This is a genomic window from Methylomonas sp. EFPC3 (assembly GCF_029643245.1).
GTDB lineage: Bacteria > Pseudomonadota > Gammaproteobacteria > Methylococcales > Methylomonadaceae > Methylomonas > Methylomonas koyamae_B.
Genome location: NZ_CP116398.1, coordinates 3,022,288 through 3,036,056 on the forward strand (window position 1 = coordinate 3,022,288; position 13,769 = coordinate 3,036,056).

Annotated in this window: 11 protein-coding genes; 2 read left to right on the plus strand and 9 right to left on the minus strand. The window is 59.0% G+C overall.

The genetic code is table 11. The features are described from left to right. Nucleotides 1-46: 46 nt before the first annotated feature. The 7 genes from PL263_RS13560 to PL263_RS13590 form a co-directional block, all read right to left on the minus strand. The gene (locus PL263_RS13560; protein ID WP_278209847.1) at nucleotides 47-676 is read right to left on the minus strand and encodes a hypothetical protein; all 630 of its coding nucleotides are present in this window, start codon (nucleotides 674-676) and stop codon (nucleotides 47-49) included. 685 nt (nucleotides 677-1,361) lie between these two features. Further along, nucleotides 1,362-1,994 (minus strand): hypothetical protein, encoded by a 633-nt coding sequence (locus PL263_RS13565; protein ID WP_278209848.1) that lies wholly within the window; start codon nucleotides 1,992-1,994, stop codon nucleotides 1,362-1,364. Nucleotides 1,995-2,048: 54 nt separating this feature from the next. Continuing rightward, a complete protein-coding gene (locus tag PL263_RS13570; protein WP_256612962.1) occupies nucleotides 2,049-2,366 on the minus strand; it encodes a hypothetical protein in 318 nt (105 codons plus the stop codon). Between the two features lie 209 nt (nucleotides 2,367-2,575). Then, entirely contained in the window at nucleotides 2,576-5,680 is a 3,105-nt protein-coding gene (locus PL263_RS13575) for an efflux RND transporter permease subunit (protein ID WP_278209849.1), read from the minus strand. Continuing rightward, nucleotides 5,677-6,843, minus strand: coding sequence for an efflux RND transporter periplasmic adaptor subunit (locus PL263_RS13580; RefSeq protein ID WP_278209851.1), 1,167 nt, complete (start codon nucleotides 6,841-6,843; stop codon nucleotides 5,677-5,679). Before PL263_RS13580 ends, PL263_RS13575 begins: the two co-directional genes overlap by 4 nt. Beyond that, on the minus strand, nucleotides 6,840-8,243 hold the full coding sequence (locus PL263_RS13585; RefSeq protein WP_278209852.1) for an efflux transporter outer membrane subunit: 1,404 nt from the start codon (nucleotides 8,241-8,243) through the stop codon (nucleotides 6,840-6,842). The genes PL263_RS13580 and PL263_RS13585 overlap by 4 nt, the downstream gene beginning before the upstream one ends. Before the next feature lie 194 nt (nucleotides 8,244-8,437). Next, nucleotides 8,438-9,961, minus strand: a complete 1,524-nt coding sequence (locus PL263_RS13590) for a fumarate hydratase (RefSeq protein WP_278212880.1) — start codon at nucleotides 9,959-9,961, stop codon at nucleotides 8,438-8,440. 301 nt (nucleotides 9,962-10,262) lie between these two features. Between PL263_RS13590 and PL263_RS13595 the strand changes: the two genes are divergently transcribed. Further along, nucleotides 10,263-11,321, plus strand: a complete 1,059-nt coding sequence (locus PL263_RS13595; RefSeq protein ID WP_278209853.1) for a TIGR03790 family protein — start codon at nucleotides 10,263-10,265, stop codon at nucleotides 11,319-11,321. Between the two features lie 6 nt (nucleotides 11,322-11,327). Here the strand turns inward: PL263_RS13595 and PL263_RS13600 are convergent, their stop codons facing one another. Beyond that, nucleotides 11,328-12,701 (minus strand): diguanylate cyclase, encoded by a 1,374-nt coding sequence (locus tag PL263_RS13600; RefSeq protein ID WP_278209854.1) that lies wholly within the window; start codon nucleotides 12,699-12,701, stop codon nucleotides 11,328-11,330. Between the two features lie 34 nt (nucleotides 12,702-12,735). Continuing rightward, nucleotides 12,736-13,338: a nitroreductase family protein gene (locus PL263_RS13605; RefSeq protein ID WP_278209855.1), complete on the minus strand. Its 603-nt coding sequence runs from the start codon at nucleotides 13,336-13,338 to the stop codon at nucleotides 12,736-12,738. A gap of 109 nt (nucleotides 13,339-13,447) precedes the next feature. Here PL263_RS13605 and PL263_RS13610 point away from each other — a divergent pair, with 109 nt between their 5' ends. Continuing rightward, nucleotides 13,448-13,657, plus strand: coding sequence for a hypothetical protein (locus tag PL263_RS13610; protein ID WP_278209856.1), 210 nt, complete (start codon nucleotides 13,448-13,450; stop codon nucleotides 13,655-13,657). Nucleotides 13,658-13,769 lie beyond the last annotated feature (112 nt).

The window sequence follows — 13,769 nt, forward strand, 5'->3', positions numbered from 1 at the left end:
GCTGAAACTAACTAGGCGAGTAAACTCGCCTAGCTTAAATTTTGACCTATTGGAATTTAAGGTGCGACTTGATACGGACTGGCTTTGAATGACGATGCTTTGGGCAATCATTCTGTTCTACAGAGGACTCAATCGAATCAACCGAAAACTGTACCAGTTGTCCATTCGGCCCACCATCTTTCTGAAGCCAGCCATAAGTTAAAGTTGGACCACCGTCAAATTTAGACAAGTCGAATGATAATGGCAGATTGGTATCTACCAGCGCTTCGGTACTGCCGGATTTGCTGGAAAGATTAATACCGATTGAACCTTCAGAATAAAGCTCATTGTCCACTAATATAGAATTGCCAGAAATAGTAACCATATCCTCTACATTACCGCCTTGGTTATCATATAGTGTGATGTTTATCCCTTTAGAAATTACAATATGATCGCCAAAGCTTGCCGACACTACAAAGGGAGCTGGAATACTGTAAGAAGCGTAATTCGGTGCCGAGAGGTCTTGAGGCTGACTCTCGTAAGACAAAATGCCGGTAACAGTGTCTCCTGACGCGGCCAAACCGCCACCATATATAACTTTACCGGTAAACTTAAGTGTCACCAATTCAGCCTGCGCAAATCCGGACGCAAAAATCAAAACGGATGCCAACACTGGAAGCTTTTTATTTGAGGACATAAACACCTATTAATCGAAATTTAAAAAACGGAAAAACTCGGCTTAGAAACAAACTGCAACAGATAAAGCTTCCCCCTTTAGGAAATTAATCAACCTTCGCTCATTCAATTGCAGTATGGGCATAATATGCCTAGCAAAAGCCATTTAATGTGCGCCCACTCACATTGGCCGCTATATCCGTCAATTAAACCTATTTTTGTGATCCCCCTCAAACCAAACAAGGAGAAAACTAGCAGACCCAAAGTGATAAATGCTTTGGATTCAGAATATCAGCAAATGTAGTACGCATCGCGTAACATTACGAAGGCGTATTAATATGACGAAACCCGAAAAAATGGGTCAACCGCGACGGGTTTTGTCCCCTGATACCGCGCGTTTTCGGAGGGTTAGGACAGCCCTTTCGAAAACCCCGCTCGAATCCGCAGGCGCGCAGGACTCAAACGGCATGGGGTGGCCTACTGACTCGCGCCATCCAGGCGCTCGCACTTCGTGCGCCGATGGCGTCCAAATCCGCTCCCGGCGGATTTGTCTTTGGTTTGTTTCTTTTGACCAAGCACAAATTCGCCTGGAGCGAATTTGAACAGCCGATAGGCTGGCCCGCAGGGCGAAAACCACGGATGGTTTTCGTAGCGAAAGAAACTCGGCTGTCGGGCCGAGACCCGACATTAAAACCAGACGCGGCAATTCAATTCCGCGTGGGCACAAAAAAACGCTGGAGCGTGGGAACGATGGTCAACCGCGACGGGTTTTTTCCCCTTTTGCCGCGCCGAGCACCGAAGGGTTTGGACGGATCAGCCCGCAGGGGAGCGGCAGGGATGCCGCTCGTTTTCGGAGGGCTAGGACAGCCCTTCCGAAAACCCCGTTCAAACCCTTCGGAGCGGAGGATACAAGCGGCATCGGGGGTGTCTTTTCTTTTGGATACTTTTCTTTGGACAAGCAAAGAAAAGTATCTCGGCTGTCGGGCCGAGACCCGACATTGAAACCAGCCGCGGCAATTCAAAATCATGCGTACGATTACGCTACCGCTAATCGTACCTACGCGGGCTGTTTTTGGTATTGCCTTGGAAAATCCAATTTTTATCAAACGTATTCTTGTCGCGTAATCGGTATCGTTTTCCGGCAATTCAATCAAACAATGCATATGTTCGGGCAATACCACCCAACCGTGAATTTTAAACGGATGATCCGCCTTTGCCGTTTTGATCGAGTCTCGTAAAAGTTGAATATGCCTTATCAATAAGTCGTTATTTTTTCTTTGTAACAAATTGATCGTAAAAAAATAGGTTCCGCCTGGATGCCAAATTCGCCGGTAATCCATTTTTTAATATCAATATCAGATTGATTAACTGCTACGCGGGCTGGTTATGAAAATTCATCCTTCAACCTCAGAAAGCTTGCCATTTACGAAGAAAAACTTGACGCCATCAACATCAATTAAGTTCTCTTCTTCAACAATGAATGCGTCCTTATTCACTTGGCGCAAAATATGAAGAATATCTTTCTTCGTGTATTGCTGCCCACCTTTGACCACTAAGGCTCCGAGCATTCCGACTGCTTTTGATTTTTCATCAAGGCTTACTTGTTGGTAAGTGTATGTAACGCCAGCATCAATAGCCGAATAGAGCCAGAAAATGTTGGTGGTGATTAGTAACGCCAAGGCTACAAAGGACGAAACTTTCCACTTGTTCATGATGTTGACTTGTTATGCATAACTAGTTATTAGATGGTTCCGTATATCTACCGAAAATAGCCCCGAAGCGACAATTTATTGATCAACATAAGAATTTCCCTTCTGTATATCATCGGAACCGAGGAAATACACACCAAATCTCGGTCATTGAATCAGATCAGCCGATAGACTGCAACGGGTCGAACTGCCTATTCGCAGCTGCCCCCAACTCACCTCTCCCCCAACACCGCATAACAAACCGGCGTCAAAATCAAACTGGCGGCCATGCCGATCAGCAGGCCGGCGGAGAGGGATAGCGTCATCGGGATCAGGAATTGGGCTTGCGGGCTGGTTTCCAGCAGGGTGGGCAGGAAGCCGGCGAAGTTGGTCAGAAAGGCCAGCAGGATGGGCCGGAAGCGGGAGCAGCAGGCTTCGGCGATCAGCACGTCCACCGGCCGCTGGTCGCCGTCGTGCTGGCGCAGATAGTCCAGCAACACCAGGCTGTCGTTAACCACCACGCCGCTGGCGGCGATCATGCCGACCAAGGATTCCATCGACAGCGGCAGGCCGGCGGCCCAGTGGGCCAGCACCGCGCCGCACCAGGCCACCGGCGCGGCCAGCAGAAAGATCAGCGGTTTGGCGTAGGACCGGAACGGCACGGCGATCAAGGCGTAGATCACCAACAGCGCGATCAGCGTGTTTTTGCCGAAAGCGGCCAGCAGCTCTTTCTGTTCCTGGCGTTGCTGGCCGATTTTGACGTTCAAGCCGGGAAAGCGGCTTTCCAGCGCCGGGAACACGTCGCGCTCCAACACCGCGTAAACTTCGTTGGCGTCGGCCAGGGTCGGATCGACCCTGGCCTGGACTTTCAAGACCCGTTGCCGGTCTTCGCGCACGATGCGGGCGTAGCCTTGCAGCACTTCAACGTCGGCCAGGCTAGACAGCGGTGCGCTGGCGCCGTTGGGCAGGCGCACCGGCTGGGCCTTGAGTTGATCCAGCGAACGCCGCTCGCGCAGCGGAAAACGCACCATCACCTTGACTTCCTTGCGGCCGCGCATGAAGCGGTGCACTTCCTCGCCGTAATAGCCGTTGCGGACCTGCTCGGCCAGTTGTTCCAGGCGCATGCCCAGCCGTTCGGCGTCGGGTTTCAGGGTCAAGTGAATCTCCGGCTTGCCGGGTTCGCCGGAATCGATCACGTCGTAGGCACCGGGAAAGCCCTTGATCTGTTGTTTGAGCTGCTCGACCGCCGGGCCGAGTTGGGCCGGATTGTCGGCGCCGACAGTCAGTTCCAGGTCGTAGGGCTGGTCGCCCTCCTTGAAAATGAAATCGACCTGGCCGATTTGAATGTCGCCGATGCGCTGGCGCCAGTCGCGGATGAAGTCCTCGACCTTGATGCGCTGGCGGCCGGCCGCCGACAATTCCAGCCACAGGCCGGCGCCGTGTTCCCAGACGATGGTTTCGACACCAACAATGACGCTGTGCTCGGGGTGTTGGCCGCGCTTGCCGGTGCCGGGCGGCACGCCGTCCAGTTCGTCGCGCAATTCAAACAACGCACTTTCGACCCGGTTGGCCAAGGCTTGGGTTTCGCTGTACGGCGCGCTTTGCGGCAGCCGGATCGACACCCAAAAACTGTCCTTGGACACGTCCGGGTTGATCGACTGGCGCACCCGGTCGCTGGCGACCAGCCCCCAGCAAATAATCAGCAAGGCGGCGAACAGCGCGACGGTCAGATAGCGCCAGCGCAGCGCGGCTGCCAGCAGCGGCCGGTACACCCGCGCGACGAAGCGGTCCAGACCACAGTTGAGCCGGGCGCGCAACCGCTGCAAACCGTTGGCGGCGCTCGGCGCCGATACCGGCGCGACCAGATGCGAGGGCAGGATCAGCAGGGCTTCGACCAGCGAGAACACCAGCGTCAGGATCATAATGACGCAGATCGGCCGCATCATTTGCCCGGCCCAGCCCGGCAAATACAAGCCCGGCAAAAACGCCACCAACACAATCAGCACCGACAAGGTCACCGGCAAGGCCACGGCGCGCACGCCGTTGACGGCGGCTTGCAGCGGGGTTTCGCCGCCTTCGAGCTGGCGGCTGTGCACACTTTCGCCGATGATGATCGCATCGTCCACCAGCACGCCCATCGCCAGCAAAAAGCCGAACAAGGACAGCATGTTCAGCGAAATATCCAGCGCCGGCATCAGCCAGAACGCGCCCAGCACCGAAGTAAAAATGCCGACGCCGGCCCACAGCGCCACCCGCACTCGCAGGAACAGCGTCAACACCAAACACACCAGCAAAAAGCCGCTCAAGCCGTCTTCGAGCAAGGTGCCGATGCGTTCGTCGTAGGCCTGGGAATCGTCCCACCAGGTAATCAAACGCAAACCTTCGGGCAGGCCGGCGCGCATGGCCGCGATTTCCGATTTGACCTTGCGCGCCACTGCCACGCTGTCGCGTTCGGTATGCACCTCCCAACCTTGCGCGGTTTCGCCATTGTGGCGCCAGTCGTACAAGCGTTCTTCCAGGCCGTCGCGGATCGTGGCGATCTGGTCCAGCCGCAGCCGATTGCCGTCCGGCAAAGTCTTGACCACCAACGCGCCGACCGCGTCGGCATCCTTGGCCCGGCCGGCCACCCGCAACAATAATTCGCCGTCGGGGTTGCGGACCAGACCGCCGGGCAGATCGACCGACGCCGCCCGCACGGCCTGGGTGACATCGTCCAGCGTCAGCTGGTATTTGCGCATTTGTTCCGGCGCGACTTCGATGCCGATCTCGTAATTGCGTTCGCCGTAATTGCGCACCCGGCTGACGCCCGGTATCGTCGACAATTGCTGTTGAATCCGATCGCCGAACTGCTGCAGCTTAAAGGCATCGGTAGCGCCGTGCAGCGCCACCCAGATCACGCCGTCGTCGTCTTTGCGGTCGGCCGGCAATACGTCGATTTTTTCCAGTTGCTTGGGCAGGCGCGGAATGGCTTGCACCCTGGCCCGCAGCAAGGCCATCATTTGCTCGCGGTCCCGGTCGGGCATCATCTCGACCGCCAAGGTGCAGGTGTCGCCCTGGATTTCGCCGTGCAAATGCTTGATGCCGGGCAGGTCGTGCACCGCTTCTTCGATTGGGATGCACACCGCTTCCTCGACTTCGGACGGCCCGGCGCCGGGGAAGACGGCGGTAACTTCGATCTGATGCGGACTGAAGCGCGGAAACACTTCCTTGTCGACGTCCAACATGCCGATCACGCCCCCGGCCAGGATCAGCAACATCAATAAATTGGCCGCGACCGGATTGCCGGCAAACCAGGCTAAGACCCCACCCAGGCGGGCCGCGCCGTTCGAGCCGCTCATGGTTGGCTTGGCGCCGCTTCGACCCGCATGCCGGCCACCGGCAGCGGCATTTCCGAAACCACCACCCGGTCGCCGGCCTGCAAACCGGACTTGACCACGACCCGGCCCGGCTCGCTGCGCAGGATCTCGACGTCGCGGAACACCAGGCGATGCTCGGCATCGACCAGTTTGACCTGCTGCAGATTGTTCAACGCGCTACGCGGCAAGGCATACAGCCCGGCGCGGGCCACGCCCTCGATTTCGGCTTGGACGAACAGGCCGCTCAACAACGGCGCGGCGCCGTCGCGGCTGCTATCGGGTTGCTCGACTTGGGCGACCAGAAACAACTGGCCGCTGCTACTGTCCAGCTCGGCCTCGCTGCGAACGATGCGCCCGCGCCAGGTTTGCGGCTGGCCGGCCACCTCCGCGCTCAAGGTCACCGCCGGCCAATGCGCCGCGCGGCCGGCTTGGCCCAGCGGCAAATCCAGAAAAGCCAATTCGTTGATGCCGACCGGTAGCCGAATTTCGGCGATGTCGTTGGCGTAAATCCTTGCAATCGTCGCGCCGGCCGGCAGAAACTGGCCGCGGCCGACTTGCTTGCTCAACACCCGGCCGGAGAACGGCGCCCGGATCTCGCAGCGGCTGCGGTCGAGTTTGGCTTTGGCCAGATCCGCTGCGGCGGCCTGCAATTTGGCTTCGGCTTCGGCCAGTTGCGGTTTGCGCAAGGCCAGATCGCTGGCTTCTCCCTGGCCCAATGCCTGCCATTCGCTCAGCGCCTGTTCGGCCTGGGCGCGTTCGTTGATCAGTACCCGTTTGGCTTCGGCAATCTTGGCTTGGGTGGCGACGATGGCGTAATCGTAGTCGCGCGGGTCTATCGTCGCCAACAGTTCGTCGGCCTTGAAAAAACCGCCGGACACCAGCGCCGGATGCATCTGCTCGACTTTGCCGGAGACTTGGGCGATCAGGTCGATCGCTTCGCGCGGGGCCACCACGCCTTGCGAATGCACGTTCAGTTTCAAGGTTTGCGGCTCGGCATTGACGAACTCGACGCGCGGGATTGGCGGCTCGGCCGGCGCCGGCAAACTGCTCGGCCGCAAGGCGATCATGGCCCAGGCCGCGCCGACGGCCGCGCTCAACACCGCAGCCGGCAAGATGATTTGTAACCAACGGGATTTTTCGTTCACACCGGGCCGCCCAAGGCCAAATATAAGTTGATGCGATTGGCTAGTAATTGCCGCCGCACCGCCAGATGCGCGCTTTGCGCGTTCAGGGTGCTGCGGTAGCTGTCCAGCAGGGTCAAGATTTCGATCAAACCCTGCTGGTAGGAATACACCGCCAGTTTGCGGCTGGCTTCGGTTTGCTCGACGGCCTCGCGTAGCGCCTGTTCCTGCTCCCGCAAGCGAGTTTCGGCGGCCAGGGCTTGTTCGACTTCGCGGAACGCGTTCAACGCCACGCTTTGGTATTGTTGATAGGCCTCGCGAACTCGGGCCTGATTCAAGCGAATCTCGGCTTGCAAACGGTCGCCGGTAAACAAGGGTTGAGCCAGGCCGGCCGCCAAGTTCCAGGCCGCTGCGCGCGGATCGACAATTTCGGCCAGGGCCGGGCTGGCGCTGCCGCCGGCAGCCGTCAACGTCAGCCGCGGCAACAACGCTTTTTCGGCGCTTTCCAGGCCGGAGTCGGCAGCTTGCAAGCGCTGGAAAGCCGCAGTGATGTCGGGGCGGCGCTGCAGCAGCTCGGCCGGCAGGCCGGCAGCCAGACCGGGCGGCGGCTCCGGCAAGCTGTGCGGCGTCTGGCCGGCTGGGTTGTTCGCCGGGGCTTGAGCGATCCGGCCGTCCGGATAACGGCCGAGCAGGGTTTGCAGTAGCCGCGCCAACAATTGCACGTCGTTTTCGGCTTGAGCCAGTTGGGCTTGGGCATTCGCCAGATCGGTCAATGCCAGCCGCAAATCCAGACCGCGGGTCAAACCTCTATTAAATCGGCCGCGTACCAGGTCGACGATCACGCCGCGGTCGTGGACCGATTGCGCCGCAACATGAGCCTGCAAGCGGGCTTCGGCCAGGGCGAAATAAGCTTGGGCAATCCGCGCCGCCAGCGAGAGCCGGGCCGCCCGATAATCGTCGGCGACCGCAGCGGCATTGAGGACGGCGGCCTGCTGCCCGGCCTTGATCCGACCCCAGACATCCAGCTCCCAACTCAAGTTGAATAGCGCGGCAAAGCGGCCGGATTCGACGCCGAGATCGCGGCTGCGTTGGTAACCCGGATTGAAATAAGCTTGCGGCCAACGCCCGGCGCCGGCTACCACCGCTTGTTCGCGGGCCGCATCGATACGGGCCGCGGCGACCTGCAGATCGAAATTGCCGGCCAAACCATCGGCCACTAACGCCGTCAATTGCGCGTCGGCAAAGCGATCCAGCCACGCCGAGACCGACTGCTCCGGCGCCGTCGGCTGTTCCGACCATTGCGGCGGCGTCGCAAAGGCTAAATCTTCCGGATCGCGGGGCGATAGCGGCTGGCAAGCGCACGCCGCCGCAACCAGCCCAGCGCAGAGCGTTAAAGTCGAGGCCGGTTTGCGGGGTAAGGGCATGCGTCGATGAATGAACGGTTTTGGACAGTGAGGCGGCCCTTTGCTTACAGGGCCTCTTCAGTTAAGACGTTTCAAAAGTCAAAATCCCCACCGACTCGCCAAAAAATAGGGCATATGCCGCATATACCGGGAACTCCAACCGGCCGCCGGCACCGAGTCCGCCCGGTAAAGTCAGGCGCTTGCGCGCGACTTACCTACTCCGCGACCACCTTGATTTTGCCGATTTTCGCTTGCCACAGCTTAGGTGCGCTGTTGTGAATAGACTCGCCGCGGCTGTCCACCGCCACGGTAACCGGCATGTCCTCGACCACGAATTCGTGGATCGCTTCCATGCCCAATTCGGGAAAGGCCACGACCCGCGCCTGTTTGATGGCTTTGGATACCAGATAAGCGGCGCCGCCGACTGCAATCAAATACACGGCCCTGTGTCTGGCGATGGCCTCGATGGCTTTGGGACCGCGTTCGGATTTGCCGATCATACCCAGCAGACCGGTCTGTTCCAGCACCGTGTCGGTGAAGCTGTCCATCCGCGTCGCGGTGGTCGGGCCGGCCGGGCCGACCACTTCCTCGCGCACCGGATCGACCGGGCCGACGTAGTAAATGAATTTGTCCTTTAAATCGACCCCGTCCGGCAACGCTTCGCCTTTGTTCAGCAAATCGACGATGCGTTTATGGGCGGCATCGCGGCCGGTCAACAAGGTGCCGCTAAGCAGCAGGGTTTCGCCGGGCTGCCAATCGGCAACATCCTGCTTGGTCAGGCCGTCGATGTTGACGCGACGGGCGGTGCTGGCCGATTGGGTAATGGCCGGCCAATCGGCCAGTTTTGGCGGCGTCAAGATGGCCGGCCCGGGACCGTCCAGCACGAAATGGGCGTGGCGAGTCGCGGCGCAGTTGGGGATCATCGCCACCGGTTTGTTGGCGGCGTGGGTTGGGTAATCCAGGATTTTGATGTCCAGCACCGTGGTCAAGCCGCCCAGGCCTTGCGCACCGATACCCAGCGCATTGACCTTGTCGTAAAGCTCCAGACGCAATTCTTCCAGCGCATTGCTGGGGCCGCGCGCGATCAAGTCCTGAATGTCGATCGAGCCCATGCAGGCCTGCTTCGCCAAAATCATGGCTTTTTCGGCAGTGCCGCCGATGCCGATACCCAGGATGCCGGGCGGACACCAGCCGGCACCCATGGTCGGCACGGTTTTCAACACCCAATCGACGATGTTGTCGGCCGGGTTCAACATGACGAACTTGGATTTGGCTTCCGAGCCGCCGCCCTTCGCGGCGACTTCCACGTCCACTTTGTCGCCCGGCACCAGTTCCATATGTACCACCGCCGGCGTGTTGTCCTTGGTGTTGATGCGCTTTCCGGCCGGATCGGACAGGATAGAGGCGCGCAGCACGTTGTCCGGATGCAAATAGGCCTGGCGCACGCCGGCGTTGACCATCTCGGTCACGCTCAATGCGGCGTCCCAGCGTACGTCCATGCCGATCTTCAAAAACACCGTAACGATGCCGGTATCCTGGCAAATCGGCCGCCGGCCTTCGGCGCACATCCTGGAGTTGATCAGAATCTGCGCCATCGCGTCCTTCGCCGCCGGGCTTTGTTCTTGCTGATACGCGGCGTACAGCGCGTCGATGAAGTCCTTAGGGTGGTAATAGGAAATGAACTGCAAGGCATCGGCGATGCTTTGGATAAAATCGGCTTGGCGGATCGTGGTCATAATGGCTCTCGGCTTGGCGGGCAATCGCCGTTGCGCCTATGGCGTCAGGCATTCCCGATGGCGAACGATGCGGCACAAACGGCCGCGGCAATGAAGCCCGGATTGTACTTGAAACCGCGGCGCTGCCGGTCGGCAAAAATCTCGGTCTGCTGCTAGCCGGAATGGAGCGGCGCAGGCAATATTGGCAATTGGATCGATAATCGGCCGCGTCCCGGTTTGAAATCGAGTCCGCGTCGGCTATGCTCGGGGTTTGACCGGCCGCCGGCTTATCGGACCGGGTCGCCCCTTTCTGAAGGAGAATCGAGTGTTCAACGCCAAACCGTTTCAATTGTTGCGGCTGATATTGGCCTTGGCCTGCTTGCCCGGCCGCGTGCAGGCCGAGGCGATTTCGCCGTTGTACCGCCCGGCGCCGGCCCTAAGCGGCCACGATCTGGCGGTGATCGTCAACGATGCCGATCCGCTGAGCCGGCAGATCGGCGAATATTACAGCCAGCAGCGTCAAATTCCGGCCGAGCAGATCATCCATCTGCAGTTTCCGCCGCGGCAGGCGGTGATGTCGCAACGTACCTTCGAAGCCCTGAAACAACAGGTCGACGCCAAAACCCCGGCCCACGTGCAGGCGTATGCCTTGACCTGGCTGCTGCCGTTTCGAGTGGATTGCATGTCGATCACGACGGCATTCGCGGCCGGTTACGATCCGGCGTTTTGCGCCAAAGGCTGCCAAACCACGCGCAACAGTCCCTATTTCACTTCCGAAACCGACAAACCGTTTAAAGCCCACGCCTGGCGGCCGACCATGGCGGTGGCCGGCAAAACCTTCGCCGAGGCCAAGAAATTGATCGATACCGGCGTGGCGTCCGATTACTCGCATCCGCAAGGCGCCGCTTATCTGCTGAAAACTTCGGACAAGGCGCGCAGCTCCCGCGCCCAAACCTTTCCGAAAGTGGCCGAGGCGCTGCAGAATTTCTGGCCGGTGCACTATCTGGAGCAGGACTACATCAGCGGCCGCCAGGACGTGATGTTTTACTTCACCGGCCTGACCCATGTGCCGCATCTGGCCGAAAACCATTATCTGCCGGGGGCGATTGCCGACCATTTGACGTCGGCCGGCGGCGTGCTGTCCGGCGGCGGCCAAATGAGCATCACCGAATGGCTGAACGCCGGAGCGACGGCCAGCTACGGCGCGGTGGTGGAACCGTGTAATTTTCCGGCCAAGTTTCCGAATCCCGGCGTGGTGCTCTATTTTTACCTGCGCGGCAGCAGTTTGATCGAAGCGTACTGGAAGAGCGTGCAGCAGCCGGGACAAGGCATATTTGTCGGCGAACCGCTGGCCAAACCGTTCGCCTACCGGCCGAAGACTTGACCGCCGCTAGCCGGCTACGATCAGCCGGTTACGACCGGCTTCCTTGGCGACATACAGCGCCTGGTCGGCCCGGTTCAGCAGCTCGGTCCGGTTGCTGCCGTGATCCGGAAAAATTGCGACGCCGATCGAGACGCTCAGTTCCGGCAATTGCTGATTGCCGAACTTGACGTGCAGATGCTCCACTTCCATCCGTAAATGCTCCAGCCGGCGCAAAATTTTATCCGGGTCCACTTCCGAAGTAACCACGACGAATTCCTCGCCGCCGTAGCGGCAAACGATGTCGCTACCCTCGCGAAAGCCGTTCATCAATTGGCCGGTTTTGGTCAAAACTTCGTCGCCGGCATCGTGGCCGTAGTTGTCGTTGAAAACCTTGAAATGGTCAATGTCGATCATCGCCACGGCCAACATTTTGTTGCTACGCCCCATCCGCAAGATTTCCCGATCCAGCACTTCCTCCAGAAAGCGGCGATTGAACAAGCCGGTCAACGGGTCGCGGATCGATAATTCGTGCAGTTCTTCGCGCAAGGTCAGATTGGCCAAAGCCAAGCGTGCGCTATCTGCCGCCGCTTCGGCGATAGATAGGGTGCGTTCAATGTCGTCGCCGTTGGGATCGGCGAAACGGGGCTCGATATAGATCAATCCCAGACCGCGGGAATGGGCCAACAACGGGATGCATAGATACGGAACGGATTCGGAGCAAACGTGGCCGCAGCTGGGATTGATCGAATTACCGCAACGGGCAATGTGGATACGGCCGCGGCGCATGCCCCAGCATTCGTCAGGGTTGAATACCGCTTCCAGCCGGGTATCGCCCCAAGAGTCTTCCAGCACCAACGAATTGCCGGCGGCGTCCAGCATGTACAGGCCGCCGCTGGATTCCGGGAACAGGCGGACGAACGCTGCCTTCATGATCGGATAGGCTTCGTCCATTTTCTGGCAGCTTTGCAGCAGATCGGTCATTTCCCGGACCAATTGCATGTGCAAGATCGCCGCTTCCAATTCGCGCTGAGCCTTATTCAAGGCCGTAATGTCGCGGGCAGCGGCAAAAATACCGGCGATATTGTCGTCTTCGTCGCGGTAGACCGAGGCGTTGTACAGCACCTCGGTAATCTTGCCGGAAACGTGGCAAATCGCCAGCGGGTAATCGGTAACCTTGCCTTGCGAAAACGCCAGACGGTAGCCGTCTCGGGCTTTTTGCGGATCGGTGAAATAGTTGGAGAAATCGCTACCGATCAATTCCTTGCGCGGCACGCCGGTGACTTTTTCGGTGGCGCTGTTGACGTCCATGATTTTACCGTCGGCGCTGATGGTGACCAACGGATCGAGACTGGCCTCGATCAGGCTCCGCGCATACGATGTTTTTGCAGATTTCACCAACATGCCGAACCGCCGGATTGGATGTTAAGAGTACGGATCAGTCGAAGGTTTTGCCCCAGTGTCCGCAATAGAAGCGCTGCTCCAAAGCCGCCCGGCTGCGTTCGCCGCGCTCTCCGGCCTGAAAATCCTCGGGCAGGATCGCGGCGTCCGCCGGATAGCCCACCGCAATCATCGCCATCGGCGTGCAGTCATCCGGCAGACCGAAACTTTGCCGGGCCAGATCGGCATCGAAACCGCCCATTTGGTGAGCCGCCAAACCCAACGCCGTGGCCTGCAAGCAGGTGCTCAACGCGGCCGCGCCGGTATCGTAGGCTGCCCAACGGTTCGGCTTACCGTTGTGATTAAAATTATTCATGGCTACCGCCAGCAGCAACAGCGGCGCGTTTTGCGCCCATAGCCGGTTCTTTTCGGCAACGACATTCAGCGCGATTTGCCATGCCGCCCCATCGCCGAATTTGTCGCACACGATAAATCGCCAGGGTTGGTCGTTGAAACAGGACGGCGCCCACCGCGCCGCCTCCAGCAAAGCGGTCAGATCGCGCCGGCTGACCGGTTGGTCGGCGGCAAGCGCGCGCGGGCTCCAGCGTTCGGCGATCAAGCCGTTAATTTCGACCGCGGTTTGGGCTGGTTTTCTATGCATAAGGATCACCCGAAATCAGGAATGAAAAAAAGGTTTGCGCGTTCCGGTTTTGTCGCTAACATGATAGCGAATCAAAACTATAACAATAAATTCAACCGGGAGCGGTATCATGCCAAAAAAAAGCCTGTGGTGGTTATTCAGCATTTGCGCACTGGCCGCCGCGGCCGGACCGGGGCGTTCTTGGGCGGCAAACCTGCTGGCATTCGAGACGGTGTTCGCCGCAAGCGCTTCCGAATACGACCACCCGTTGACGGCAATCGGCGTCAGCCTGCTGATCGGCGCGGTATACGGGCTGTACTGGCTGCGTAACCGGGCCTGAACCGCCGCCATCATCCGCCGCCGAAAATACCGATTCGGCGGCCCTGCAAAGCTCTACCCTCGCCATTACGGTTCCCTGCTTCGCGCAGCCGGCGCTTTATAGCGCTTGCCGG